25 protein-coding genes and 1 pseudogene are annotated in these 26,952 nt (G+C 60.7%); 5 read left to right on the top strand and 21 right to left on the bottom strand.

Annotated elements, in window-relative coordinates:
* Positions 1-458 precede the first annotated feature (458 nt).
* The 4 genes from L6639_RS36270 to L6639_RS36255 all read right to left on the bottom strand — a co-directional run bounded on the left by L6639_RS36270 (position 459) and on the right by L6639_RS36255 (position 5,197).
* Positions 459-1,388 (bottom strand): alpha/beta hydrolase, encoded by a 930-nt coding sequence (locus tag L6639_RS36270; RefSeq protein ID WP_206733167.1) that lies wholly within the window; start codon positions 1,386-1,388, stop codon positions 459-461.
* Positions 1,385-2,725 (bottom strand): MFS transporter, encoded by a 1,341-nt coding sequence (locus L6639_RS36265; protein WP_164933839.1) that lies wholly within the window; start codon positions 2,723-2,725, stop codon positions 1,385-1,387. Before L6639_RS36265 ends, L6639_RS36270 begins: the two co-directional genes overlap by 4 nt.
* Positions 2,726-2,839: 114 nt before the next feature.
* The gene (locus tag L6639_RS36260; protein WP_128929640.1) at positions 2,840-4,462 is read right to left on the bottom strand and encodes an FAD-dependent monooxygenase; all 1,623 of its coding nucleotides are present in this window, start codon (positions 4,460-4,462) and stop codon (positions 2,840-2,842) included.
* Between the two features lie 42 nt (positions 4,463-4,504).
* Entirely contained in the window at positions 4,505-5,197 is a 693-nt protein-coding gene (locus L6639_RS36255; protein WP_128929641.1) for a GntR family transcriptional regulator, read from the bottom strand.
* 93 nt (positions 5,198-5,290) lie between these two features.
* On the opposite strand from L6639_RS36255, the gene L6639_RS36250 reads away from it, so the two are divergent.
* From L6639_RS36250 to L6639_RS36235, 4 genes and pseudogenes are all read left to right on the top strand, one after another.
* Positions 5,291-6,070, top strand: a complete 780-nt coding sequence (locus L6639_RS36250) for an SDR family oxidoreductase (protein ID WP_128929642.1) — start codon at positions 5,291-5,293, stop codon at positions 6,068-6,070.
* A gap of 27 nt (positions 6,071-6,097) precedes the next feature.
* The gene (locus L6639_RS36245; protein WP_128955087.1) at positions 6,098-7,042 is read left to right on the top strand and encodes a VOC family protein; all 945 of its coding nucleotides are present in this window, start codon (positions 6,098-6,100) and stop codon (positions 7,040-7,042) included.
* A 229-nt stretch (positions 7,043-7,271) separates the two neighbouring features.
* On the top strand, positions 7,272-7,517 hold the full coding sequence (locus L6639_RS36240; RefSeq protein ID WP_128929644.1) for a type II toxin-antitoxin system VapB family antitoxin: 246 nt from the start codon (positions 7,272-7,274) through the stop codon (positions 7,515-7,517).
* A pseudogene (locus L6639_RS36235) lies at positions 7,517-7,911 on the top strand (type II toxin-antitoxin system VapC family toxin). The gene L6639_RS36240 and the pseudogene L6639_RS36235 overlap by 1 nt, the downstream one beginning before the upstream one ends.
* Before the next feature lie 423 nt (positions 7,912-8,334).
* Here L6639_RS36235 and L6639_RS36230 read toward each other — a convergent pair.
* From L6639_RS36230 to L6639_RS36200, 7 genes are all read right to left on the bottom strand, one after another.
* Positions 8,335-8,640 carry a hypothetical protein gene (locus L6639_RS36230; RefSeq protein ID WP_164933838.1) on the bottom strand — a complete coding sequence of 102 codons (306 nt, stop codon included), beginning with the start codon at positions 8,638-8,640 and terminating at the stop codon, positions 8,335-8,337.
* A gap of 818 nt (positions 8,641-9,458) precedes the next feature.
* Entirely contained in the window at positions 9,459-10,397 is a 939-nt protein-coding gene (locus L6639_RS36225; RefSeq protein ID WP_128929645.1) for an ABC transporter substrate-binding protein, read from the bottom strand.
* Positions 10,394-11,488 carry an LLM class flavin-dependent oxidoreductase gene (locus tag L6639_RS36220; RefSeq protein WP_128929646.1) on the bottom strand — a complete coding sequence of 365 codons (1,095 nt, stop codon included), beginning with the start codon at positions 11,486-11,488 and terminating at the stop codon, positions 10,394-10,396. Before L6639_RS36220 ends, L6639_RS36225 begins: the two co-directional genes overlap by 4 nt.
* 28 nt (positions 11,489-11,516) lie before the next feature.
* On the bottom strand, positions 11,517-12,689 hold the full coding sequence (locus tag L6639_RS36215; RefSeq protein ID WP_128929647.1) for an acyl-CoA dehydrogenase family protein: 1,173 nt from the start codon (positions 12,687-12,689) through the stop codon (positions 11,517-11,519).
* Entirely contained in the window at positions 12,683-13,465 is a 783-nt protein-coding gene (locus tag L6639_RS36210; RefSeq protein WP_128929648.1) for an ABC transporter ATP-binding protein, read from the bottom strand. The genes L6639_RS36215 and L6639_RS36210 overlap by 7 nt, the downstream gene beginning before the upstream one ends.
* On the bottom strand, positions 13,459-14,475 hold the full coding sequence (locus tag L6639_RS36205; RefSeq protein WP_128929649.1) for an ABC transporter permease: 1,017 nt from the start codon (positions 14,473-14,475) through the stop codon (positions 13,459-13,461). The genes L6639_RS36210 and L6639_RS36205 overlap by 7 nt, the downstream gene beginning before the upstream one ends.
* On the bottom strand, positions 14,453-15,553 hold the full coding sequence (locus L6639_RS36200; RefSeq protein ID WP_128929650.1) for an ABC transporter substrate-binding protein: 1,101 nt from the start codon (positions 15,551-15,553) through the stop codon (positions 14,453-14,455). Before L6639_RS36200 ends, L6639_RS36205 begins: the two co-directional genes overlap by 23 nt.
* Before the next feature lie 477 nt (positions 15,554-16,030).
* Between L6639_RS36200 and L6639_RS36195 the strand changes: the two genes are divergently transcribed.
* A complete protein-coding gene (locus L6639_RS36195; protein ID WP_128929651.1) occupies positions 16,031-17,011 on the top strand; it encodes an ABC transporter substrate-binding protein in 981 nt (326 codons plus the stop codon).
* A 213-nt stretch (positions 17,012-17,224) separates the two neighbouring features.
* Here L6639_RS36195 and L6639_RS36190 read toward each other — a convergent pair whose 3' ends face one another.
* The 10 genes from L6639_RS36190 to L6639_RS36145 all read right to left on the bottom strand — a co-directional run bounded on the left by L6639_RS36190 (position 17,225) and on the right by L6639_RS36145 (position 26,941).
* Complete coding sequence (locus L6639_RS36190; protein ID WP_232995584.1) at positions 17,225-17,515, bottom strand: WGR domain-containing protein; 291 nt, start codon at positions 17,513-17,515, stop codon at positions 17,225-17,227.
* Positions 17,516-17,847: 332 nt separating this feature from the next.
* Positions 17,848-18,165, bottom strand: a complete 318-nt coding sequence (locus L6639_RS36185) for a hypothetical protein (protein WP_128929652.1) — start codon at positions 18,163-18,165, stop codon at positions 17,848-17,850.
* Between the two features lie 1,306 nt (positions 18,166-19,471).
* Positions 19,472-20,704 (bottom strand): type II toxin-antitoxin system HipA family toxin, encoded by a 1,233-nt coding sequence (locus L6639_RS36180; RefSeq protein ID WP_128929653.1) that lies wholly within the window; start codon positions 20,702-20,704, stop codon positions 19,472-19,474.
* Complete coding sequence (locus L6639_RS36175) at positions 20,704-21,084, bottom strand: helix-turn-helix domain-containing protein (protein WP_128929654.1); 381 nt, start codon at positions 21,082-21,084, stop codon at positions 20,704-20,706. Before L6639_RS36175 ends, L6639_RS36180 begins: the two co-directional genes overlap by 1 nt.
* Before the next feature lie 202 nt (positions 21,085-21,286).
* A complete protein-coding gene (locus tag L6639_RS36170; RefSeq protein ID WP_232995585.1) occupies positions 21,287-21,463 on the bottom strand; it encodes a hypothetical protein in 177 nt (58 codons plus the stop codon).
* Between the two features lie 310 nt (positions 21,464-21,773).
* Entirely contained in the window at positions 21,774-22,505 is a 732-nt protein-coding gene (locus tag L6639_RS36165; protein WP_232995649.1) for an enoyl-CoA hydratase/isomerase family protein, read from the bottom strand.
* Between the two features lie 41 nt (positions 22,506-22,546).
* Entirely contained in the window at positions 22,547-23,122 is a 576-nt protein-coding gene (locus tag L6639_RS36160) for a cysteine dioxygenase family protein (protein WP_164933837.1), read from the bottom strand.
* Between the two features lies 1 nt (position 23,123).
* Positions 23,124-24,314, bottom strand: a complete 1,191-nt coding sequence (locus L6639_RS36155) for a CaiB/BaiF CoA transferase family protein (RefSeq protein ID WP_128929657.1) — start codon at positions 24,312-24,314, stop codon at positions 23,124-23,126.
* A gap of 73 nt (positions 24,315-24,387) precedes the next feature.
* Positions 24,388-25,794: an MmgE/PrpD family protein gene (locus L6639_RS36150; protein ID WP_128929658.1), complete on the bottom strand. Its 1,407-nt coding sequence runs from the start codon at positions 25,792-25,794 to the stop codon at positions 24,388-24,390.
* Between the two features lie 40 nt (positions 25,795-25,834).
* Positions 25,835-26,941 (bottom strand): ABC transporter substrate-binding protein, encoded by a 1,107-nt coding sequence (locus tag L6639_RS36145; RefSeq protein ID WP_128929659.1) that lies wholly within the window; start codon positions 26,939-26,941, stop codon positions 25,835-25,837.
* Between the last annotated feature and the right edge of the window lie 11 nt (positions 26,942-26,952).

The raw sequence follows: 26,952 nt of genomic DNA, 5'->3' as shown, positions 1-26,952 counted from the left end.
TGTCTCGCCTTCTCATTGCTGACTTTGTCGCCCCGGAAACGGGAGAGGTCTGCCTTACGTAAATGACGCGGTTCAAACGCTTCCAACCATTCTGCCGCCTGACATCACTCCGGAGTATTACCGTCGTCTCCAAGGGCCGCTCAACAGGAACTATCAGGACAACCGAGGCACGGCTCGTATTACTCTTCATAGCGCAAGTGTTACTCAGTAAGGCTCTAGGTAAGCCGCTTGGAAAGAGAGCTCTGGTGGGCATCACCAAAGGACCGGGTATCTCAACAGAGCGCCGTCAATTCAGATGAAGCTTGCTTTGGACTACGTGGTCATAGAGCGCTTTCGTGGAGCGGCCTGGAAGTCGCCGCCCCGTTCGCTTTCGGCTTCGCAATTCAGCGATGGCCCCCCTGACATCGCAATGCGGGACTGAGGCCGGCGTTCGGATCCGAATTGCAGTTCTCCATGGATCATTGGACTCTCGGCAGAGACTTCGCGAAATCGAGCACCCGTCCGCTTACGCTGGTATCCACCGTATTGTACGAGCTGAATTGAGAGATATGCCCATGGCCCAACAACCGGAGTAGCAGGGGGCAATGGGACGCCCGCAGCGCCAAGGTGGCGAATAGTTCTCCGGCTTGCACCTGCATCGGAACCGGATCGTATTCCGCGTAGGTGATCAAGGTCGGCACGTCCGGGGCATCTATCAGACGGGTCGTCGACATCTCCAAATATCGGGCAGTCTCCTCGCCGAAATAGGCCTGATTGCGCAGGTCGGGAGAAGGTATACCGAAAGCCGCAGCCGCGACGCGTTCGAGAGCGACGTTGTAAGACCCGGACTGCAGAACCACGCCGGCCGCTCGGAGAGGTCGCCCCTTGTGGAAGGTGGAGACGAAGGAAGCGAGAGCGACGTGCGCGGCTCCCGCCGATTCTCCGAGCAGACATATTCGTCTCGGATCTCCTCCATGATCTTGCGCATTCTCCTGGGCCCACCTCAAGGCAGCAATCACGTCGCGTGCCCCAGACGGCCACTTGCATTCCGGGGCAAGGCCATAGTTCGCGATGAAGGCCGTGACCCCGTTGCGGGCAAAGAAGTAACCCACATTGCTCCTATCGGACTTGTCGCCGCGACTGTAGCCGCCACCGTGGAAGAACAGCACCACAGGCACCGAACCCGATGTCGCAACCGGCCGATAGACGTCCAACGACTGCCTGGTCCCGTTTCCGTAGCGGATGTTGGGAATGACGTCGACTCCGTCGGTCGGCTGGTGAGCCAGGATGTCTGCGTAGATCCGCGCGGTTCCGGGCGGATCTATCACCGGCCCCAAGGCTCTTATTCTTTCTGCTATCTCGTTCGGCGGCGAAGACATCCAGCGATTGTTTTCGAATGGAGCGGTCATGCCTCCCCCTTTGCCCTTTCATCCAAAGTCCAGCCTCCGAACCTCTGCCGGCAGGCGTACGTCAGCACGCCAGCTATCAGGACGCCGAATACGAGAGGCAACGCGGCGGTTTCGAAGAAAGCGGTACCGGAGAGTTGCTTGGACATCAGGAAGCCTCCGAACAGAGGGCCTCCGATCGCTCCGAGGCGGCCGATCGCCATTCCCCACCCGACGCAGTTCGACCGGATGGTGGTTGGATATAACATTCCGAAAGCCGAGTTGATCGCGGATTGGGTACCGGCAACGCATATGCCGGTCACAAGAACCAACCACGGCAGGACTCCGCGATCGACGAACGGCTGGCCGATGAGCGCCATCGAGGGGATCGCGACGATGTAGAAAGCGACGATGACGAGAAAACCATAGCGATTGAACCCCACCGTAAGCATGAAGCTTCCGATCAATCCTCCGAGACCGAACAGGGTCGCCGTGAGCGCGGCGGCTTCGGGTGAAAGTCCGATGTCACGCAAGACCGTCGGAGCCCAGCTCGCCATCAGAAGGGTCGTGAACAAATTGACCACCGCGAGTAGCCAGAGGAGCGGTGTGATGATGTGCATGCCGTTTCGAAGCGGCACGAGCGGGGACAAGGCTCCCCTCGAGCCCGTGGACTTCAAGGCGAAAACCGCGTCGTCCGGAAGGTGGCCCCTCGGGTCGAGAGCCCTGGCGATCCTGAGAAGCTCCGCTCGCTTCGATGGAACGAGCGACAGGTACTTGATGGACTCGGGCAGTACGAAAACGAGCACCGTCGCCAGCACCACCGGAGCGGCGCCTCCTATATGGAAAAGTACTTCCCAGCCGTAGCGGGAGACCAGATACGCGGCGACGAGGCCGGGTACTATGCCTCCGATCTGCACGCCGAGCTGTACGACTATGAGGAAGGCACCGCGGACGCGGCGTGGAATGAACTCCGATACGAGCGCGGTCGCGTTAGGGATGATCCCGGCAAGGCCGACTCCCGCGACGAAACGAAGAGCGCAGAACTGCGCGACGGAAGCGGCCAGCACGGTCGAGCACGTGGCTAGGCCGAAAAGCAATGTCGACAGAACGATCAGAGGCTTCCTGCCAAAACGGTCGCCGAGATAGCCGGCTATCGGAGTGCCGATCAGCATTCCGACCAGGCTGGAGCTCAGGATGACGCCCATCGCGCTCCGATCGAAGTTCAATATCTTGATGATCTCGGGGGCGGCATAGCCCATTACGACAAGATCGAAACCATCTGCGATCGTGACCAGCAGTGGCCAAAGCACGACATTGAGGTGGAAGGCGCCGATCGATCGGCCTTCCACGAATTCGTCCAAGTCGATCCTGCGGCCGTCCGGTCGGCTATCGACCGGAGCGGACCCATCGAACGGAACGACGACTTGTCCTCCGATTCCCATATTCCCTCCCGCTTTTTCGTTCGTTTTGGTTCGTCAAGCTCCGCGCACCCGGTCGATCACAGCCGTCGGATCCTCCGGTGGAGCGTTTCCGTGCCATGCGATGTGCTGGTCGGGCCTGACCAGAACGAGTTTGGATTGGTAGGGCTGGCCAGGAGCGGGACAACGGACCACCGACAGCGGGAGCCTCCGCAGCTTCGCGGCCTCGAGCAACGCCTCGAGAGGTTCTCCGCTTTCGAAATCGACAAGGGTGTAGTCTCGACCCAACAGATCGTAGAAGCCGCGTCCGGGCGACGGCCAGAAGTGGGGCGAACGCGCTCCCGGAAAGTCGGCGGGCTTGTAGTTGCTCCATGTGTCCGGAGGCGCGGCAGTGCCATTGGCACAAACGATGGGGGAGGATTCGTACCGCTCGCCCAACTGCAGTCCGGACGTGTCGTATTCGTCGAGATCGTCTACGACCACGAAATCCCCGAACGTCTTCCGGGCACGCGCACCGGCCTCGCCTTCATCCTCGATGGTCGGCGGGATCAGCCACTTGCCTTTCCGTTTCGAGCAGTGGATGCCGATCTTCGAGTTCCTCAAACCGATGGATCTCCGCTCGGCCTCGTACGAATCCAGGAGGTTGGGACCGGCCCACCCCGAGTATGCTGCCGCAAGCTTCCAAGTCAGGTTCAGGACATCTCCGATGCCCGTGTTCATGCCGAAGCCACCTAGAGGTGTGTAGAGGTGCGCCGCGTCGCCAACGAGGAAAGCGGGACCTGCCCGGTATGCCGCGGCAACCAAAGACAAACCGCCGGTCCACGGCCCCTCCGCGAGGATTTCGTACGGAAGGTCTTTGCCGAATATCGACCGCATCACCTCGTCGCTGCGGACCTGCTCCCAGCCGAGGCCTTCCGGAACCTGATAATGAATGATCCAGCGCTCGCGGCCGTCCTGGGCAAAAACGAACGCGCGGAGGTCGTGATTTATGATCCAGGTGATGGTCGCCGGCGCACGCCTGCTCTCCTCCAGCAGAGTCGGGGCCCGAACGAAATACGTGATCATGGTGCCGGAGACGAACGCATTGTCGATGCGCCCGTCGTCGCCCGCCATGGAAATGTTGAAGTGACGACGAACCGGACTCCGAGCCCCATCGGCACCGATGACGTACCGAGACCGGATTCGTTTGCGCACTCCCGTGCGCACGTCTTCGACCGTTGCGATCGGAGCGCCGTCCTCCCCACCGAGCGCGACCAGGCGTGTACCGAAGCGCACGTCGACCGACTCCGAGGCCTCGGCATGTCGGCGCAGCAGCGGCTCCAGAAAGAGCTGGGAGATGGACAGGCCGGACTCCGGTCCGAGCTGCCCTTCACTAAGGCGCGTCTTCAGCAGATCGATGTTACCGAATTCGTGGCCGCAGAAGCGCGTGACGAAGGCTACGCGCGGATGCATTTTGGCAAGCGGCGCCGCCGCGCGAACTTCCTCCGCCAGTCCGAGACGACGGAAATGCTCCATAGTGCGTGCATTCACGAAATTGCAGCGGGGCTGGGTCGCCGTCTCGAGGTTTTCCGTAATCAGAATGCAAGGTACCCCCCTCTGCGCGAGATCGATCGCGGATGTCAGCCCGACGGGTCCTCCGCCTACGATAAGAACGAACGTTTCCTCGAAATCGCCTGTCATTTCCTCTCTCTTCGGCTTCTTGTTTGTTTTTAGGAACGCTGCCTAGCAAGGCGTTCGCGTCACGACACCGGGCTGGGCTTTTCCCTGCAACAGCAGTTGCTGCCGGCAGAGTTCGGCGGTCTCGCTGAAGTGTCGTGTCAGCAGGACGACCGCCTCGTCCGGACGGTGCGCGAGCACCGCGTCGGCGATCATCTTGTGGTCGGCGGTGCGGGCTCCGCCGACGTGTGCGGCGCGAGACATGAACCGATACCTGTCGGCGCTGTCGAACAACTGATCGCAATACGCCAGAATGCGCGGCGCGCGGCACGCGGAGAGAAGCGTGGCGTGGAAGACACGATGCGCGCGCTCCCATTCCGGGTCAACGGAAGCCGGCGTAAACGGAATGCGGGACAGCCGGTGCCATGAGAGCAGGACCTGCTCCTCCCACTCGGCCCCACCGTACTCGAACGATTTTCTGAGAGCGAACTCGTTGAGCACGATCCTGGTCTGCAAGAGGTCGTCCAAATCCTCGATGCTCAACGGCGCGACGGAAAAGCCGCGCTGGTCGGAATGCATGATGAGGCCGTCTTTGGCCGCCCGGGTCAGAGCCTCGCGCATCGGAGCTGCGCTGACCCCATAACGTTCGCACAGCGAGCGGATCTTCAGCTTTTGGCCGAAGGAAAACATCCCTCCGATCACGTCCATACGGAGCTTCTGGTAGGCGGCCGTTGCGAGCGTCTCTGATGCGTCCGACAAACTACCCCTCCTGAAATAGAAATTTCTTGCCTTGACGTATGATAATCTTTATTTAAGTCGGGCAAGTCAAATAATATATTGTTTGGAGCCGAAATGGACCTCGGTTTGGCGGCTAAACGGGCCCTCGTATGCGCGTCCTCTAAGGGGTTGGGTTTTGCATGCGCGACTTCGCTCGCCCGCGAGGGCTGCGAAATCACACTGAACGGCCGGGATGAGGAGCGCCTTCGCCTGGCCGCAAAGTCCATCGAGGCCCTCGCGGGTAAGCCAGTGGCGTTCGTCCAGGCGGACATCGCGGAAGAATCGGGTCGCCAAACGGTTATCGAGGCCTGTCCCGAACCCGACATCCTCATCAACAACAATCACGGGCCGGCGCCCGGAAATTTCCTCGAGTTCGGCCGCACGGAGTGGTTGGAGGCGATCGAGCAGAACATGCTCGCGCCCCTTCACTTCGTAAAAACCTTTCTTCCTGGAATGCGGGACCGGAAGTTCGGGCGGATCATCAATATCACGTCTGCCATGGTGAAGGCGCCGCATCCCAAGATGGAACTCTCGTCAGGCGCGCGCGCCGGGCTCACGGCGGCCTGCAAGTCGCTTGCCCGGCAATACGCCGCCTACAACGTCACCATCAACAACATGCTGCCCGAGCGCATCGATACCGATCGTCAGCGCTTCATGGCGGAAAGGATGATGTCGGAGCTGGGAATATCGCTTGAAGAGGCACGCACCAGGATCGCCGACTCGCTTCCGGCGAAGCGATTCGGAAAGCCAGAAGAATTCGGGGATGCCTGTGCCTACCTCTGCAGCGTACAGGCGGGCTTCATCACCGGCCAGAATCTTCAACTGGACGGCGGCTCCTACCCCGGCCTGATTTGAACGAAAACCAATACAAGGGAGGACTTGATGGCGATACCGCGACCCGTATTTCGTCCACCGTTCAACATGACCCGAGCAAGCCATGTCGTGCTCGCGGTGAAAGACCTGAAAGAGAGCAAGCGCTTCTACGTCGACGCGCTCGGATTCGTAGTCAGCAGCGAAGACGAAAACCGCCTCTACCTCCGAGGACTCGAAGAAGGTTGCCATCATTCCCTCGTTCTGGAACAGGGCGGCAAGCCGAGCGCGCAACACATTGGCTTTCGCGTTCTGACCGAAGAGGATTTGGATGCTGCAGAAGCTTTCTTCCGGGATCTAGGTCATCGTCCGACCTGGGTCGAGGTACCTCATCAGGCTCGTACGCTGCGTGTTTCCGACGCCGCGGGTGTTCCTCTCGATATTTGCGCCTCCATGGAAACGAGGCCTCGTCTGATCTTGCAATCCAGCCGTTTTAGCGGCGCCTGTCCGCAGCGGCTCGACCATTTTCAGATTTTGACACCACACGTGGACCGGGCGCTCGAATTCTACACTCGTCTCGGATTCAGACTGTCGGAGTACATTACGCAGGACGGATCGGAAGAACCGAGCTTCGTTTTCCTGCAGAGAAAGGGCAATCCGCACGACATAGTGTTCGCCCCAGGTCCGGGCCCAGGACCTCTCCTTCATCACGCCGCCTTCACCATCCCGGAGACCTACCATCTCATGTTCATCTGCGATCTGCTCGCCGAGATGGGCTTCGGTAGGTCGGTGGAGTACGGCCCGGCGCGCCATTTCGCTCCCGGATATGCCCGCTTCGTTTATCTCCGCGACCCGGACGGACACCGCATCGAACTGTTCAACACTCACTACCAGACGATCGACATCGAGGACGAACCGCTCAAATGGGAGATGGCGAAGGTATTGGCCGGTGGATGGGGCCCCCCTCCTCCCCAATCGTGGATGACCGAGGCAGCTCCGTTCGGCGCGGCAGAATAGTCCGGCCAAACTGGCTGCGGCAGAGGGCCACCGGCTATTCCGAATAGTACCTCTAGAAGAGGCGCACCCGGGTGGAATTCAGGACTGAAAAGCTAGAGCGACGCGAGGTTAACCATCAGCGCGCCGACTGCCTGCGTCGGGAGCTCGGTGATCAACTTGGAGCCCTAGCCTTCAAAGGGTGTATCCGACGTGCTATATAATGATACACGGCAACGGCTAGAGGATCCGGATGGCTTTCCATATTAAGAATCCTGATACTGACGCGCTGGCCCGCAGGATCGCGGCGCTCAAGAAGATCGGCCTCACCGAGGCCGTGCATACGGCGCTCACCCATGAGCTGGAGCGTGAGCAGGGTAAGCCTACCTTGGTCGACTTGGGCGTACAGTTCTGTCGCGATCTCCGGGCCAGGGGCAATCCGCAAAAAAGTAGGCCGGCAGACAAGGTGTTTCGCGACGGCCTTTACGAAGTTGACTGATGTTTATCGATGCCTCGGCGTTGACCGCGATGTCGATCGATGAAGACGAAGCGCGGGAGCTGTTGACGCGCCTTCAACAAGCGGCCGCGCGTTGACACTCGCCGCTGGCAGTGTGGGAGGCGGTGATCGCCGTAGCCCGAATACTTGGTCTTCCAATCTCGGACGCTAGCGAAGCAGTCGAGAGCTATCTGGCGCTAATGGAAATCAAGATGGTGCAAGTGCCGCCCGAAACGGCCCGGATCGCGCTCGACGCCTTTGACCGTTAAGGCAAGGGCCGACACCCAGCACGGCTGAATTTCGGGACTGTTTTGCTTATGCATGCGCCTGCCATTTAGGAGAGCCTTTGATGTTCAAAGGCACCGATTTTCCGCAGACTAATATTGAAGCTGCATGATGCCGTCCGCGCAGGAGTGCTCACGGCAAGTGTAGGCCAGGACGAGAGCTACAAATCCCGGTCAACGACCGGCCAGTGACTGGAAAGGGCAGGTGGCTTTCCGAAGAACGCGGGCAGTCTCATCTTCTTCCCGAAGAGTGGTGCATTGACTTCCAGAGCGGACGCGCCACCCTAGACTCCGTCGAGACAGAACTGTTGCAGCTCTCCCGAGTTTCCAACTCGTTCACCTCCGCGGTGGCTCATAAATATGCGCAAAACGCCTGTCGGAATACACATTCGACGCAACCATGGATGCCATCATGGAGCTCGACATGCTCACGACGGCGTTTGTCGTAGCCTATGTGCGTCTGCATCAGGGCGGAAACGGCAGCGGATTCGATCGCCATAACCTTCCTTAAACGTTTCACAAAGTTCATGATGAAATCATCGAGATGCGCAACAAGATTCGCGCATAAAGACAGCCACCTTCACGAACTCATGGGGCTCGATTTTTATGGCGAACGCTTCTTTCTTAAATGCGGCGGAGAGGATGAAGGAGGCTGCATCCGACAAGTCCGCATTGCACGATGACGTCGACCGAGGAGAGCAAAGTGAGGAATTCAAGCGCATCACCGGCGCAGCTAGTGAACGATCGGAACGACCATGCTCGGCGCTGCCGCCGAGCATCTGAGGACCGAGGTCAAATTGACCGGCATTTAGGGCAACCGGGTGCAACGCTGCCATGTCCAAGCGGCACGCCGCCTATTCGCTGGATAGTTTCGATTGTCGCACGGTCGAACGACGCCTCCTATGTCGCGACGCCGGCGGTTGTAACCGCGACACGGATTTATCACGGTAAGCGCCTTGAAGGATCAGCTCGGTTTCCCGCGGGCACCCGTGTTGGAGCGCCGATGGCGTGGCGGCCTTCCCCGATCCCGTGTTCCTGCCGACTCCGCGCTCATTTGCGGAGCACACCTACCGACATGCCAACAGGCGGCCATTTCGCAGCGATGGGAGAGCCAAAGCTGATGCTGGCCGACTTGCGAGCTATCAACGGCAGAGTCTTGGGAGAGCGCTGCTAAAGTCGGAACTCTCGCTTTCCGAAGCGCGGCGCATCACGCTTGCGGCCCAGGGCTTCAATATCCCTCGTCGCGGCGGAGCCACCAGAGCGGCGCGGCTACAACGAGCGATCAAGCGGCTCTGCCTGCTTCAAGGGGCCCATTGGTTCAGCGTTGTTTGCTCGTCCACCTGCGGCAGAGACATCGTCGATGTCCTATCTCTTGCGACGCCGCCTTCGACAATTCGCGGACAGCTATAAGCATGACCTCACTGGAAGCCCACCGAAGGCATGCCATTCACCACCAGAGGGCCAACATCGACCTTGGTTGACATGAGAACGATCTCGGCAACTGGGATCTTTCCGTCACCGATGTCGCACAGCGCCAGCGTGCGAGCCACATTTCCGAGACAAATTGCTTGACCTAATGCGCGAGCGCGCTATCCGCGATAGTTGCTTCGTGTCGGCGGCGGCTGCTACGGAGCACCACGCATATTCTCGCAAAGAAGCATCAGAACCCCGCCTTTCCGATCGCATCAGCAAACGAACGATCGACGATCTCCGCCGCAACCAGCTTCTGCTTGATGAGGCCCCAGCGGAAATACAGATCAATCGTGCCCTGCTCGTCCGCAACCACGCCGTCGTCGATCGGCGCGATCCGGATTTTTGCGCGCGAGAGCCAGTTCTGCGGTACTGATGTCGGGATGTTCATCCACTTGCCCCAGGTCGCGGCATAGCTGTCGATATTGTTCAGCGACCACGCGCGCGCCGCGGTGAGGCGACGGATGAAGTCGTTGAGCTCGGTGCGCTTGTCCCTGATGGCATCGGATCGCGCCACCTGGAAGCTGAGGCCCGGCGTCAGGCCTTCCGAGGTGATGATGCGGCGCGATTTGAACAGCACCTCTTCCTGGCTGACGTACGGCTCCCAGGTCGACCAAGCATCGACCGAACCTTGCGTGTAGGCGATTTTGGCATCGGACGGCGCCAGGAATGCGATCTGCACGTCACCGGCACTCCAGCCGTTCTTTTCGAGCGCGGCCAGGATCAGCTGATGCCCGATCGAGCCACGGCCGGTCGCGATCTTTTTACCGCGCAGGTCGGCGAAGGTCTTGATCGCCGAGCTCTCGGGCACGAGGATCGCGAGCCCCTCGCGCGTCTGCCGGATCGCGGCGATCGCCTTGACGGGCGCGCCGGAGGCGGCGGCGAAAGTGAAGGGCGCGTCTCCGACCAGCCCGGTCTCGATCGCGCCGGCGCTGAGCGCTTCCAGCAGCGGCGCCGCGGCCGGAAACTCCTTCCATTCGATCTTGTAGGGAACGTCGTTGAGCAGGCCCGCGGCTTCCATCACCGCCCGCGCATTGCCCTTCTGGTCACCGACGCGCAGCGTCGTCTGCGCGCTGGCGAGACCGGCGCCCGCAAGGGCGAGCGCCAAAGCAGCGATGAGCCGGATCATTCCGCCGCGATGCCCCGTTGCTGGTCGCGTGTCGCGATCAGCTTGCGCGTCAGCGGGATCAGCTCGCGGCCGTAGTCGATGGCATCGGGCAGCGGATCGAAGCCGCGGATCAGGAAATGGCTGACGCCAAGATCATAATAATCGGCGAAGACCTCGGCGACCTGCTCGGGCGTGCCGACCAGCGCGGTGGTGTTGCTGTTGGCGCCGGTGAGCTTTGCGATCTCGGTCCACAGCCGCTTGTCAATGCGCGCGCCCTGGTCAGCCAGCGCCAGGAGCCGCTTGGCGCCGTCGGTGGCGTGGTTTGGCCGGCGATAGCCGGTCTGGTCCTGGAGCGCAGTTGCGCGTTCGAGGATGTGCTCCGCCTTCTGCCAGGCCTTCTCCTCGGTCTCAGCGAGGATCGGCCGCACCGACAGGCTGAAGCGCGGACTCGGCCGCCCGTGTTTCGCAGCCGCTGCGCGCACCCGCGCCGTGACGTCGCGCACCTGCGCATAGGACTCGCCCCAGAGCGCAAACGTGTCGGCATACTTGCCCGAGACCTCGATCGCGGCATCCGAGCCGCCGCCGACGAAGGTGTAGATGCCGCCCTTCTGCAGCGGCTTCACCTGGGAGAAACCGTTCTCGACGGTGTAATATTTGCCGCTGTAGTTGAACGGCTTTTCGCTGGTCCATTCCAGCCTGACCACGTCGAGGAATTCGCTGGTGCGGGCGTAGCGTTCGTCCTTGTCGTCGAAGGTGTTGCCGTCCTGACGCAGCTCGGCGGCATTGCCGCCGGTGATGACGTGCAGCGAGACGCGGCCGCCATAGAGCTGGTCGAGCGTGGCGAGCTGGCGCGCCAGCAACGTCGGCGCGGTGAAGCCCGGCCGCTGCGCAATCATCACCTTGAGCTGTTTGGTGATGGTCAGCACATGCTGGGCAACTTGCAGCGCATCCGGCGTGGTGGAATGAAACGCGAGCAGCGCGCGGTCGAAACCGGCAAGCTCATGTGCTTTTGCCACCGTCTCGATATAAGCGGGATCGAGGATCGGTCCCTGGCGCACGATGGTCTCGGAAGCATTGCTGTTGGCGATAAAGCCGATGAACTCGACCGACATGATAATCTCCCTGTTGTTTTCGGAAAGGCTAGAGGCCCAATGCGGCGCGGCCGAGGCCGGTGCGCGTGGCATCGTCCTGCGGCGTGTGCACGCGCCCGCACAGGACATCGCGATAATGCCGCTCCAGCGGATTGCTGCGGGATAGGCCGTGATTGCCGGTCAGCGACAGCGCGTCCTCGACCGCGGCGACCGCATTGTTGGTGACCGTCAGCTTGATGACGTTGGATTCGCCGTTGGAGAGATCGACGCCGTCGTCGAAGTCGCGGGCGAAGGTGTCGAGCAGCCGAGCATTAACCGCGAGCCTGGCCTCGATCGCACCGAGGATTTCCTGCGCGCGCGGCAGCGTGGCAAGCGGCGCGCCGAGGCTGGCGGGCACGCGCTGCTTCAGGAACTGGACGAACCAGTCGCGCGCCGCACGGGCAATACCATCATAGATCGCGGCGACGAAGACGGTGTGGACGGTCGCCTGCGCGACGTCGGGGGCGCGCCAGTCGGCGGGCTTGCGGACATCGACCTCGGCGTCGAGCGGGATCACGACGTCGTCGAAAATGACGTCATGGCTGCCGCTGGCGCGCAGGCCGTGATGGTCCCAGGTCTCGACGATCCGCGTTCCCGGCAGGCCTGCCGGCACCAGGAACTGGCCCACCCGCGGCTCGGCTTCGTCGGTCCGCGCCCATACCAGATACCATTTCAGGATCGGCGCGCCGGTCGAGTAGATCTTGTGGCCAGAGAGCCGCCAGCCGGTCTCGGTGCGGCGGGCCACTGTCGCCGGCAGGCCGCCCCGCGCGGGCGAGCCGAGTTCGGGCTCGACCCGGAGCGCATTGATGAGCGCGAGGCCCTCGACGCTTTCGCGCGCAAGCTTGCGCGACAGCCGCGCCGGCCAGGTCGGGCTGCGCGCCATCACCAAATGATTGATGTAGTGCATCGACAGCACCAGCGCGGTCGACGGATCGGCCTTGCCGATGATGCCGAGCACACGCGCGGCATATCGTGCGCCCGCGCCGGCCCCGCCGAGAGCCGCCGACACCGTCAGTGACAGCAGGCCGGCTTCGGAGAGCTCGCGAAAGTTCTGGAAGGGAAAGCTGGCGGCGCGGTCGTGCTCGGCTGCGCGCACGGCAAAGCCCGGCGCAAGCGCCTCGGCGCGCGCGATATAGTCGGGTTCGCCATGCGCCACCCGTCCCTGAGCGATAGAAGTCACCATGTTGCATCCAATCCCAGCAGGCCAAGAATCTGGCGGCGCAGGTCCGCAAGATATGGATCGCCGCGATGGCGCGGATAGGGACGGTCGACGCGGATGTCGGCCTTCACGCGCGCCGGACGCTCGCTGAAGACGATGACGCGGTTGGCGAGCACCAGCGCCTCCTCGGCATCATGCGTGACGAGGAGCGTGGTAAAGCCCTTGCGCTGCCACAACGAGACCAGCTCGGCCTGCATGGTGATGCGGGTCAGCGAGTCGAGCTTGCCGAGCGGCTCATCCAAAATCAGGATCTTGGGATCGTTCACCAGCGCCCGCGCCAGCGCCACGCGCTGCGCCATGCCGCCGGAGAGCTGGTGCGGATAGGCATTGCGGAACGACGACAGTCCGACGAGATCGAGCGCATCATCGACACGCTGCCGCTGGCTCTTCAGAATGCCCTGGGCTTCGAGGCCCAGGGCGACGTTGTCCCAGACCGACCGCCAGGGAAACAGGGTCGGATCCTGGAACACGACGACGCGTGACGGATGCGGCCTGACGATGCGGACTTCGTCCTCGCGCAGACTTCCCGCCTTGGGCTTGTCGAGCCCTGCCACCAGCCGCAGCAAGGTCGACTTGCCGCAGCCGGAAGGCCCCAGCAGCGCGACGAACTCGCCGGGCTCGACGGCGATGCTGACATCGCTCAGCACCGGCAGCGCGGCGCCGTCGATGTCGAAGGCATGGCCGACCTGCTCGATGTCGAGCGCGGCACCGGCGGCCGGATGCACGATTGCCTCTACCATTTCACGGTCCCCTTCTGCCAGACCAGCAGACGGTCGCGGATCGCAAACAGCAGCGTGATCGCGCCGGAGCAGAGCAGCGACATCACGATCAGCGCCGCATACATGTTGGCATAGGCAGCCCAGCCCTGCGCCCATTGCAGGTACCAGCCGAGACCGGCCTTTACGCCGATCATCTCGGCGACGACGAGCACGGCAAAGGAGGCGCCGAGCCCCATGAACAGCCCAACGAAGACGTGCGGCAGCGCGGCAGGGATCGCGACCTTCAGCACCAGGAAGGACGGTTTTTCCCCGAGCGTCCGCGCGACATCGTAATAAGCACTGCTGACACTCGCGACGCCCGACCATGTCAGCACCGTGACGGGAAAACCGGTCGCGAGCGCGATCAGAAAGGTCGACGCGCTCCAGCTCGAGGGGAAGGTGAAGAACGCGATCGGCAGCCAGGCGGTTGCCGGCAGCGGCCCGATGAAGCGCAGCACCGGGTGCACCCAATAGCCGACCGCGCGCGACCAGCCGATCGACACCCCCGTCAGGAAGCCGACCGCAGCGCCAATGATGTAGCCGCCGAGCTGCAGCTTGACCGAGGCGAACAGGCTGTCGAGCAGCTTCGGCAGATCGTCGGTATAGACCTCGATGATCGCCTGCGGCGGCGGGAAGAACGGCAGCGGCAGCCAGGCAAACTTGGCGGTCGCGACCTCCCACAGCGTCAGGAACGCGCCGAGCGCGATGAGCCAGGGCGCGCGCTGGCGCAGCGCCCTGCCCGCCGTGCCCAGATAGTCGGCGCCGACGGTCCCGAACAACACGACCGCGGCAATGACGAGCGCCGCGATGCCGAGCGAATGGGTGCGCGACCAGTCGCCGACATCCTCCCACCACAGGCAGGAGAGGCCGAAGGCAATCCACGCGATGCTGGCGAAAACCCCGGCGCCGGACTCGCGCACCCAGCTGGCAAACGCCGTCGTGGTCCGCGGCGCGCCGGAGGCGAGCCCGTCAGACAGAGAATACGTCGACATAGATGCGCTCCGCGAATTTGGTCGTATCGGTGCTCTGCTTGAAGACCTGCACGCTCTTGAGATCGTCGGCGTAAGCCTTCAGTTCGCGCTTGAGCACCTCACCGGTCGGATGATGATGGTGGGTGTGGTAGCGCACCATGCCCTCGATATCGGCGAGCGTTGCGGCCTTCGGTGCGTAGGGCTGGAATGACTTTGCCGCGACGGCCGGATTCTGCGAGGTGAACATGGCGGCGTCGAGCAGCGCCTGAGTGATCGCACGCGCGACCTGGGGTTCTTCGCGAACCAGCGAGCCGCGCAGGCCGACGATGCAGCAGCTCTTGTCGCGATAGTCGCCATCGAGGTTGGAGGCGACCTCCCTGTACTGGGTGTCCTTGAGCCAGAGATAGGCAAGCGGGTCGGACGACAGGAAAGCCTGCACCTCGCCCTTCTGGACCGCAACATCGAGCAGATTGCCGGGATAGGCGCGCCAGTCGACGTCCTTGTTAGGATCAATGCCGAGTTTTGCCAACTGGATCGAGAAGAAGTTCTTGTCGGGACCAGCGAGATCGCCGACCGCACCGATCTTGCCCTTGAGATCGGCAAGCTTGTTCACGCCGGAATCGGCGCGGCTCAGCACGCGCATGCAGCCGCCATGGGTGCCGGCGGCGATCTTGACGTCAAAGCCCTGCTCGAGCGGTTTCAGCCAGCGCAGCGCCATGCCGAGACCGGCATCGCTCTTTCCGGTCGCGATGGCCTCGAGCAACTGGTCGGTCGAACCGGAATAGTTGACGAGCTCGACATCGAGATTCTGCTTCTGGAAGAAGCCGTGCTCGATCGCAACAGGCAGCGGCGCAAGGCACACCGCGCCGGCATTCCACGAGAGCTTTAGCTTGCGCGGGGCTCCCGTGAGCACAGGACCGTCCGCGGCCGTGCGGCATAGCGGGAATTCCGAGAAGTCTATGCCAGGCGCGGGCGCCTGCGGCACAAACGCCTGTGCGCCCAGGGCGCCGAACGGGGCCGCAAAGGCCGCCGCCAGTCCCGCCTGAAGCAAATGACGCCGGTCGAGGCTCGATCCGTTGCGCTTAATGTCGTTTCCCATCAGCCCCACTCCTGAGTTGGCACGCTCCGCCATCGGCACAACTGTTCGCGTTGCGGATGTTCCTGAGGGAGCTGCGTAGAGAGAATATTTTTCGCGGGTCGCTTCCTGCGTCCACGTTGATGCGATGTGCAAATCATGCGGCGCGGGTACCGCATCGTCAATGAAATGGAATTTCGAATCTGGCGCGATGCGAAGTCATTCTCTCCATCGGCACACGCAACAACGATGAAACGATTTTCGCTGACGCATCGGCTCCCAGGCAGCTTCACGACTCTGCGAGAGGATCACTGTCACCCAGTCTGAGGCATGCGCACGCCGCTTTTCTGAAAAGCACACATTCATTGAAATGTCCTTGCTCATCGCGCGCGCAATACGGTTGGCCATTTCATTGACTGCGTATCACGCGGTCATAGACTTGATCGTCTCGCCGCATCACGCGCCCACGTGTCGTAACAGGCAAGCAACAAGACAGATCACATGAGCATCAACTCTTCGGACCATTCGATCACGCACCGCCTGGCGGCCTCTCTGTTCGCCGCGGTCGTCACCTTGTCGACGGCAGCCGCGTCGTTCGCGGCCGATACAGTCGTGCTGCGCGTCGGCGACCAGAAAGGCGGTAAACGCTCGCTACTCGAGATCTCGGGTTATGCGAAGGACCTGCCTTACAAGATCGAATGGTCGGAATTCCCGGCGGCAGCTCCCATTCTGGAAGCGCTCAACGCCGGCGCGCTCGACGTCGGCTACACGGGCGATCTGTCTTTCCTCTCCGTCTATGCAGCGGGCGCGCCGATCAAGGCGATCGGCGGCACGCGGTCGGATGCCAAGACGCAGGCGATCCTGGTTCGTCAGGATTCACCGATCAAGTCGGCCGCCGACCTCAAGGGCAAGCGCCTCGCTGGTACGCGCGGCGGCTGGGGCCAGTTCCTGATCGATGCAACCCTGGAGAAGGCGCAGATCAAGCTGGACGAGGCGACCTTCGCGCCTCTCGGCCCTGTCGATGCCAAGGTGGCACTGGTGGCGGGGTCAGTCGACGCCTGGGCGGTGTGGGAGCCCTATGTCTCATTCGCGACGTTGAAGGACAAGGCGCGCGTCATCGCCGACGGCGACGGCCTGACGCCGACCATCACCTTCATCGTCGCCTCCGACAATGCCATCGCCACCAAGCGCGCCGCGGTTCAGGACCTCGTGCAACGGCTGAACAAGGCACGGCTGTGGTCGCTGGACCATATTGCGGAATACGCCAGGAGCACGGCCGAGCTGACCAAGCTGCCGGAGGACGTGCTGATCTCGGCCTACACCGCGCAGCGCACCAGCCCGATTGTGATCGACGAGGGCGTGGTGAAAGAGGTGCAGGAAGCCTCCGACCGCTCGACCCGCTACGGCATCCTGCCGAAGACGCTCGACGTCAGCAAAGCCGTCGACCGCAGCTTCACGGCTGCTGCGGCGGGATCGAATTAGGTTGGCTCAGGTGGCGGCCGTCCGGACGAACATCACCACCGATTCGCTTGAACGCGGGCGCAAAGACGCAGTGTTCGAGCTATCGGGACCTTGAGAAGGGCTCCAACTTCATCTCGATGTTCCGACTTCAAACCAGGATAAGGTAGCTTGACGTAGAGAGCGGAAAGCCTTCCTGATGAGCCTCGATCACGGCGAAGGTACGCTATTGTTGTACTATGGAATACTGCAATTCTCGGAATAGATTCGAAATACCTTCGGATTACTTTGACATACTTTAATTGGAGATTTTCTCCAGATCAGACCGCTTGCCGCACGTCGCAGCCGGCTCCAAGCGAAAGTGCCGCTGTACGTAACCACGACGGGTCTTGCGCTTGAACCAGGACTCAAGCGCCTCTGCACGTGCCCATCGAACAGATCGAGCCGCCGTTGGCCGTGCCCACCGAGGCGGCCCCATTCGCGCACCAATGCTGTATCGCCAAACAGCGTCGGCTCGATCGTCAGCACGTAGAACTTTGCGGGCTTATTGCACGGTGAGTTCGGACATGCGCCAGAATCGCAATTCCCGAATCAACCGTCCAATTAAATAAGTGAATCGACCAGGGCCGACGATTCAGAAATTTCATAACGGCATTTGTGGCAATCGCTGCTGAGCTCGCGATAGGTGACCGAGGCGAAGCCCGCAAGCTCCGGGCCTGTCGGACTTCAACGAAAACGGCGAACGCACCGCGAAACAGCGCCGCGGGTACGACAGGCACGATTTTCTGAACTGCCCCGGGCAAGCGCTGGATCAAGATCATGGCGCCCCTACTCTTCATCTACATCACTGAATATCTCGATCAACGCTCCGGAGATCTTCGGCGAAGATTTGAAAGTTTCGCTTCGCCGCGGGGAGGCCGCTGGTCCTCATCCTCGTAGATCATCTCGTCCATCCGGCGCAAAGCCGTTGACAACGCCGCTTGCAACGCGTCATCGTCCCAAAAATACTTTGCGGCGGCCTCGAGAGAATCGCGAAAGTCACGATACATTCCTGCCTGATCGCTCGAGCTGTAACTTCTTCGCGTGCGACCGACCGACGCACCAAGGTCGGCAAGCCATTCCCATTTCACGTCGGCGCAGAGCCGTTCGAATTCGTCAGAAGGCAACAGTGATCGCACACGTCCATCCTGGAAAATCGACTCGTCGAAGCATTCCAGCGTATTCCCGTATCTCCCTCATCAGGTTTCAATGTCCTCTTCGGACAAAGGACGAACTGTTTGAATCGGGCAAGCAAGCGGATGTTATTGCCGTCAGCCATCGGAATATGCAGGGGAACTACCAAATCTCTGGGCGCGCCTCGACGAAAGTGCGCAGAAATCTTCATCACAGCGCTCGGCTAGGAAGTAATGAAGGACGCTATTGATCGGCACGTCCAATAGTACCTTCTGCGCTCTATGGCGTTCTGACGCATCGACATCGCTGCGACGTCCGCAAAACACGTACGCCAGCAGTCGCTCGGATTTGGCTCCGGGCAGGTATATCTCGACGAGGTCGGGGCCTCCCGCGACGAATAGGCATCCGCGATCGTCGGATGACGAAAGGTCCACCTGTCGCCTTCCTCGTGCTCGGCTATAGCAAGGTCATCCAGCGCGCCAAGAGACGATATCGCCGCGATCATCGATTTGCCGGAAGCCGGATCCCGCGAAGCAAGACGAACCGGTGATCCAGCAGCGCTTCCACGCTCCGTCTATGCGCGTCCGTGGTCGCGAAGCAGCGCAGATTTGTCGCCCATCGCGCCGAGTAGATGTCATGCCTGAAGATAGGCTCCGCCGTCGATGAATTGTCGGAGATGCGTGAGGTTGTAGATTCGCGGAATTAGCATCCTCGGGGACGGGCGGCTCCGAAGCTGGGCCGCGACCCAGTCGCCTCCAAACACGCGACAACGCTGCACACCGGCCTTTTCGAAAGCCTGCAGATGCTTGCCTCGGCAGCTCCCGAAACCCCGGCGTTCGTAATGAAGATGTAATCGCCTGCGCGCCCCCTGGGCAGCGAGCTCCTTGGCATTGCCCGGCTGTCGCGCGCCATGGAAAACTGCCCCCTCAGTTCCGGATGGCGTTTGACACCCGGCTTCTTGGTGAGGTGCGACAGAGATAGACGGGCGGCGGCATTTCCGAAATGCTTGATCTGGATCGTGCACTTTCCGGCGCGGGGCGGCCTCGCCTCCTTCCCAAGCGCCGGGAAATGCTCGTCCGACCGCCATCGTGGGAGGCCAAAAAGTTCTGTATCGGGGACTTCAAATCTTCCGCCACGATGGCGAGGCACAAATCTTGGAATGCCTCCCGTCCGATACGAGGCAAATCGTCGATCGTACCTAAGTGGATAGGGCAGAGGGAACCCGGCCGCGCCTTCGCAAGTCTCTGGCGCATCACTACGTAGTAGTCAAATATGATATATTGAAGCAGATAACATTTCATATATGATGAATTATAGACCAAGCGCTGTGTCGCTCTGATCATGGACGAAGGCGGCTTCGTAGTCGCGCGATTGGGCACGGCCGACCCCTGCCCGTCGGAAAGTTTCCCGCCATCCATCGGACACGCGTTGAGCTGTATCTCGGATGATCTTTCGCGCGTTGGCGTCGGTGATTTCGAAAAACTCGCAGGCCTCGAGGGCGAGCTTGATTGATCGGTCGTGCGTGCCACCTTCCATGATCGCCGTCTCGAGATGCGGGTTGCGATCGGGCGCCGGGTTCACATCGAACATCGGCGACAGACGCCACCGTCCCGAACCGACGTACAGGAAGCCATGGTTCTTCAGATGATCATCCTTGTTCGAAACAAGGATAGTGAAGACCATCCGCCGATAGAGCTCCTCAAAATCGACTTGCGGATCCGGAGCTGACGTCCGCATGAAATCGACAATCTCCGTGTACGAACCGAGCTCTAAGCCTGTCTTCCCGAGCGCCGTTCGGGCGGAGATGTAGGGAATGCGGGCGCGGCCGCGTCGATCGAAACGCTGGACCAGCGCGACCGGAAATTTCGTGTCAGCGAGTTCCAGTCTGACCTCTGGAATGCGGATGCCGCACATCCTGGCAAGGTTCAGCGTCGCGACCTCGACCTGTTCGATCGGGTGCTGATCGTGGACGGAAGTGAACTTGGCAAGCCAGAGAACGTCGCCGTCACGAACGTTGGCTTTGGGCCGAGCCCCGCCCGAGCCGCCGGCTCCGGCAAGAGCTTGCATGTCCGCAGGGGAAATCTCCTTGCCTTGTTCGTAGGCGCGGGCAATCGCCGTGATCGCCTCTAGATCAAGAAGACGCGGTACCGCTTCGTTGGCCTTACCGGTAATGATCTTCCCATGTTCATCGATGAAACGCAGAGCACCTTGCCGGCATGTATCGTCGGACAGTGTGAGATATTCGAATTCAGAGAGGCCATTGCCATAGGCACGTTCAAGCAGTCTGCGCCCCCAGCTGTCGGGCGCAGCATCGGAGAAGACGCCAGCAAGCGCCTCGCGCGAATTGCCAGACTGCGCCGACGCATGAAACGGCCCGCCCTCAAAGGGCATGTTCGGCTGCAATGCGAAAGCACGCGGATCCTTCGCCCAGGCCGGGTCATAGGTGAAGATCGAAAATTGACGAGGCCCGGTCTGCGTGAAGCGTAGTTCACCGACTCGCGTTAAGCCTTCGCCAAGGGCTACTTGGGCGTAGTATTCAGTCATCAGAAGGCCACGCCGTTCGGATCAACATCGTCCGGTTCGTTTTTCCCGTCCTTGTCGCCCTGCCTCTCCTGCTTGCGCAGCCTTGCAGCGTACGATCGACCGCGCTGCGGCAACCGCTCCGACGTCAACGCCAAACCCAGATCGTCTTTCCGTATATCGACGAGATCGGCGAGATTCTCGATAAGCCCGAGAGAGACGAGCACGTCCGCGAGCGTGCCTACGGCGACTCCCGGATCGCCTTTTTCCAGGCGTGCGATGGTGCTAGGCGACGTACCCGCGCGCGCAGCCAAGTCGGCCACAGCCACACGACGGCGCAGGCGAGCCGATCGAAGGTCGTGACCAAGACGTTCAAGCGCGGCATTGGATTTGGGCGAACTCATAATATCACCATATGTGGCGACTAACACTTGTTTATATGCCATATATGACGAATTGGTTTACTTGACAACAGCCTGAGCAGCTCCATTTGGGTCCGGAAGCCGGACATTTCTTCGACGCTCGACGAGACATCGCGCAGCTCTAGCTCGGCCCTGATCACCGGCGTGACCTCGATCCTGACCTGCGCGGCGCCTCTCTGGACGGTCAGCTTGATGACAATCTTTCACCGGCGCTGACGACTTCCGTCACCCGTGCTGCCGGCAATCCTTTCCTGATGGCCGCCGCCATGCGCTCCATCGCCGCATCGATCGGGGCCAGAGATTTGGGGCGCGGAACCACCGGCAGATAGGTGTGGTCGATATCCACCGACAGGCGCGGCATGTCGCGGTGGAAAGGATTGATGGCGGCGCCGTCCTCGAGCGCAAAAGTAGGCTCCGCCGCGACGAATATTTGCTAAATGTAAGCTACTCAAAGACGCCTGGGTCCGTCGACGATCTTGTGTGTGATGAGACCAAACAAGCGGAGTAGGCCGGCAAGCAATATCTCGTCAGATTGTCAGACGTCGCAGCTACCATCTCAAAAGAAGCGATGGTGACCGACCGGACGAAACGTTTCGAAGGTCAAATTGTGGCCGGCCCGAGGTAACATCGTTCACGCTGATTGTTCGGCGAGGTTAGATCACGATCCTATATCAAGGTGACGTGACGGGCCAGATCGATTGGCTTGCCGTTCGGTATGATGCTATTCTTTCCTTTAGGCCGACCTGCGAAGCGGACGCGATGAGCCTCAGCATGTCGAAGCCGTCACCCGTTTCTCCGCGAACGCTGCGAGCACTCGCTGCAGCCATCCAAATCGATTGATGCGTCGAACTATCTAGCCGACAGGCGCGAGCGGTCTCGCTAGACACTGCCCTTTCGATGTCTTCGTAGCCAATTTGTTTCATAGCCAAGCCGGATTCCAGCGCGGATTGCGCATCGACCGTCGCCCCTCCCATGATCCATTCCGCGGCCGTCGCGGCGCCGACGATCTCGGCGAGCCTTGAGGTACCCAAGACAAGGCCGAAATTCGCTCCCGGAAAGACGAACGACGACCCCGGTAGGATCCAACGGATGGCACAGGCGCAGAACAGGTCGGCCCCGGCTCCGATCGCTCGCCCTCGGGCTATTGCCAACGTCGGGAAAGGTGCATTCTTGATCGCCTGGAGACAATATTCGATACGGACGAATCTTGCCAATAGCGTATCGTCTGTTTCCTCCTGGAGTCGCGACAGATCAAAGCCAGTGCAGAAGTTGCGCCCACTCGACTCGACGATCATAAGCCTGGCGCACGATCTTCGTGCCTCCTCTACCTCGCGCGTGAGGGCCGCGATCAAACCTGGGTTCAAGGCGTTGCCTACTTCCGGTCGGTTCAGGCGCAATCGCACGACACCGTCGGCGCGACCGACGAAAAGGTCTTCCGTCCCACTCACTGCGCTGGCGCCCAGAGGTTGGGAGTGAGAGCATTGGAATAACCCGAGACAAACTCTTGGGTCTCACCGAGATCTTTGAAGACATGACGTCGGATTCTCCCGATATTCCCACCGTAGCAGTGGATACTAATGGACACGCGGTCATCGAACGCATTTCGCACTTGATGAATGTCGCCAACCGCTTCCGACACGATTTCCACGTCGCCTGGCTCCAGTCGCTCGGAACCACCGATCGGGTCCATCCCATAGGCCGTCCGGCCGTACCTCTGGTTGATCTCGGATCCTCGCAACATGCCGATGACACCCCACACGGAATGGTCATGGACCGGCGTCTGCTGGCCCGGTCCCCAAACGAAGCTCACGACCGAAAAGCGATCAAGAGGGTCTCCATATAGCAGATGTTGCTGATAGAATTTGGGATCGGACAGCGCCATCGTCTCAGGCAACCAGTCATCCGTTGACACAAGCTCGCTCATCGCCTTCCTGACGCGCGAAACGACTATGACTTCGTCCTGAACGTTTTCGACACAGCGTGTCACCTCGGCCACAAATGCAAGCAGCTTTTGGCTCACCTCAGTCCTCCGACCTTGTTGAAACTCGGTTGAGGTCCGGCTGCCTGCGGCTGTAGGCGTCACGGAACTCCTTTGTATGTTCACCCAGCAGGGGCGGTCGGCTCCGGATTTCAAAGCTTTCGCCGCCGAACTTCAGGGGCGATGCGAAAGTCTGCGTCGTTCGTCCACCCGGCAACTGGAGTTCTTTGATCCATCCCATGTGGCGCGTCTGAGGATCTCCAAGGGCCGCGTCGTAGCTATTAATCCTTGCATGAGGCACACGAGCCTTCGCGAAGGCTCCGATCCAGTAATCGACCGGCTGGGTTTCGAATACGGCCTCCAGCAGCTCCTTGAGGGAGTGCTGGTTCGAAGCCCTGTCAGCGGTGGTAAGGAAACGCCCATCGGTGACGAGATAGTCGCGTCCGACGACACGACAGACCTCGCGCCACAGTCCGTCGTTGCCAGCCGCAATCGCGAAGAAGCCGTCCGCCGCTCGATAAGCCTGGTAGGGCGCATTACGCGGGTGGGCGGATCCCAATCTGCGGGGGAGCAGACCAGTCCCGAAAAATTCACTTGTCTGTAACGCGGCTATACCCAACGTGCAGCCAAACATCGGAACGTCTATGTGAGCGCCGTTGCCCCCCGCCCGAACCCGCACCAGAGCGGAGGTCACGGCAAAAGCGGCGTATAGACCCGACGCAAAATCCGAGATCGGAACTCCGCATTTGACCGGCGCTCCATCGCTTTCGCCCGTTACGCTCATCACGCCAGCAGCGGCCTGAATGGTGAGATCAAACCCACCTTCGTCGGCTCGAGGTCCGGTTTGACCATATGCGGATATCGAGCAGTAGATAAGATCCGGCCTCTCCGCGGCGAATTGCGGATAACCGAGCCCCAAGCGCTCCATCACGCCGGGACGATTGTTCTCGATCAGCACGTCGGCATCGAGCACAAGCCGCCGCGCAATGTCATTGTCCTCATCATTCTTGAGATCCAGGACGATCGATTTCTTGTTGCGATTGAGTGAGGCAAAGTTCTCGCTAAATCCTTCTGTCAACGGCGGCCATTGGCGTAAGCCATCTCCATTTGGCGGTTCGACCTTGATGACGCTCGCTCCCATATCCGAGAGCAGCATGGACGCGAAAGGCCCCGCTGCCGTCGAGCAGAATTCGACTACGCTAACCTGATCCAGGGGAAGTGGCTTCGACGACATATTTTTTTCCGGTCGCAGTCGTTCTGCGCTGAATGGATCACGTGAGGCCGGATGCGTGGTCTTCCGGCCGCACTCACGCGAAGCTCGAAGTGCGGAAAGCGTGGTTTGCCTTTGCTCCGAATCGCAGCAAACCGGTGAACCGGGACAGATGCCCTTCGCTCTCGATATTGTTGATGGCCTCGAAGAGCCTATCGGAGGATACCTTGTCCAATCTAGATTTGCAGCAATCGTCGAATTTTGCTTTGCGGTCGTCGAGGCTAAACGGGTATTTGAGGGTACCGACCGGAAGATCCCGCGACCGTTCCAGCGACCGGCCATTCTTCAACTTGACGGTAATGACATGAGGACGCATTAGGTCGACGTTCTTCTGCTCCTCCGCAGGATCGTAGCAACTGACGGTTGTCAGTCCGAAAAGTCGACGGTATTTTTCCTGCTTGACGGATTGCGGCGTGAAGTGACTGAGCTTCGGAGCACCGTCGACAAGAGCCACGGCCATGCAATATTGCATAGAGAATCTAGCCTCCATTTCGGAGACTGGATTTGTGTACATCAGATTTCGCGAGTTACCGTATCCAATTAGCGTGTTGATGCTTTCGACCTCGTCGGCCTCGAACTTCTCTTGCGCCCTTAGCTCGAAGAACGCGTCTAGAACCCGGTGCGTCGAGGCGCAACACGGATAGCGTTTGAACATGAGACCGCGAGACTCCGCCGTCATCGGCGCGCCCAGTTTCTCGATGTTTTTTCCCCAGCCAGCCGGTCCTTTGCCGCCGAACAATTCGAGAAAGCCCATCCCTCCTTCAAGCGCATTCAGCCGTCCCTCGACGCCGGCCGCGGCCAATTGGGCCGCCTCGATGGCGTGCTGAGCGGCAAGCCCGGCGTGCAGAGGCTTTGCCATGCTGCCAAACTGGACCTTGCACCCAGACGCCATACTCGTCCCGAGGCTGAGCGCATGCGCGAAGCGCCTGGCATCCAGCTTGAGAAGCCGCGCGCAGGCGCCGGCGGCTCCGATGCACCCGATCGTCGAAGTGGAGTGCCAACCAAAATCGTAGTGGCTACGCATCACACCGCTGCCGACCGCGAATTGGAGCTCTAGACCGACCAAATAGGCATCGATTAATTCGGCGCCCGAGGATCCCGCTTGCTCGCCAAGCGCCATGAGGGCCGAGACGAGAACCGAACTGGCGTGATTGACGCCCGGAAGGAACGTATCGTCATAGTCCAATGCATGGCCGGCCGTTCCATTTGCGAGCGCCGCCAGCTGCGGCAACACGGCCTTCTCCTCTCCGACGACCGTGCCAGGACCGGCACTATCGGAGGCGTACACCATCTTGCGGACGTTAGAGGCGCCGAGATCGTTGGATCCCGCTATGATGCAGGCAATTACGTCTTCAACAGCGTGCCGAGCGACGTCTCGCGCTGCCCTTGAATGTTCGAAGGGCGCTTCGGACCCCCACTTTGCAAGATGCTCGATGACCGTCATTGAATATTCTCCTCTCTCGGTGTCCAGTTGTCGATTTCCTCTATTGCGGTTTCCAAGCGCGGGCCTGCGCCCGGAGCTCAGCGGGATCGAAACCGCCACAATCGTTCTTGAACCGTTGGTCCGCGTACTTTGATATTTCCATCCGCTCCGGAAGGATTCCGTTCTCGTACAGCTTGTCGACGGTGTGCTGAACGGTCGGCAGTTCCTGGTAGCCGATGATGCCACCGGCTCCTCTGTGGTTCACGACGTCGAGCTTGGCTCTCAGGATGACCTCGCCTTCCCGGACCGCTTCATCAAGTGGTTTGTTCGATGGGAGCTGGCCAGGATAGACCTTAAAGTGATTGCGCACGGTCCCTTCGATGTTTCCTTCGGCGAAGAAGAACGATTCGTAGAGCGCACGGCACAGGCCTGCGACCACCTTCGGATGCTTTTCGATTTCACTGCGGGTGACAACCATACCGACCATACCAACGAGATCGTTCAGCGGGGACGGCACGTCTCTCATCTTCACGCCGAGGAGATTTCCGATCACCGCGTTCGGGCTATCGAACCCCGCGAAAGCCTGGATCTTGCCGCTTTTCAAAGCGTCCGCCGCTGGTGCTCCGAGACCGACCGGCAGGAAGGTCACGTCCTTGTCGGGATCGAGGCCGGCTTCCTTGAGGATAGCCTTGCCATACGGATAGGCCGCCGTGCCAAAACTACCGACTCCAATAACTTTACCTTTCAGGTCTAAGGGACCCTTCACCGGACTATCGGGGGGCACAATCACCCGGAGAGAATTGCCGGGGTCGAACGAGACGATAACAAGGTTCGGGTCTTGACGGGCGAGCGGCAAGAAGGACGCTAACGCCACCAAAGTATAGAATGCATTGCCGTTGCTTACGGCCTGCACCGCAGCCGTCGCGCCAGCGGTAGGTTGAAACTTGACCGTCACCCCCGCGTACTTCTCCGGCAACTTCAAGGTGGGCTGGAGCGATGAGTAAGGCGCGGACCCGATGCTCAATGCTGTATCCGAGGATGCGAAGGTCACTTCCTTCAGACTCTCGGCTTGCGTCGCACCACAGACGAAGACGGACAGATTGGCTGCAACCGCCAAACAACCTACTAAACGCAAGGACTTCCTCCATTCAATCGTGCCGAAAGGCATTGCGTGCCCAT

The organism is Bradyrhizobium zhengyangense (genome assembly GCF_022012555.1).
Taxonomy (GTDB): domain Bacteria; phylum Pseudomonadota; class Alphaproteobacteria; order Rhizobiales; family Xanthobacteraceae; genus Bradyrhizobium; species Bradyrhizobium zhengyangense.
Note: the sequence above shows the minus strand (reverse complement) of the source record. Positions and strands in the feature narration are given on the sequence as shown.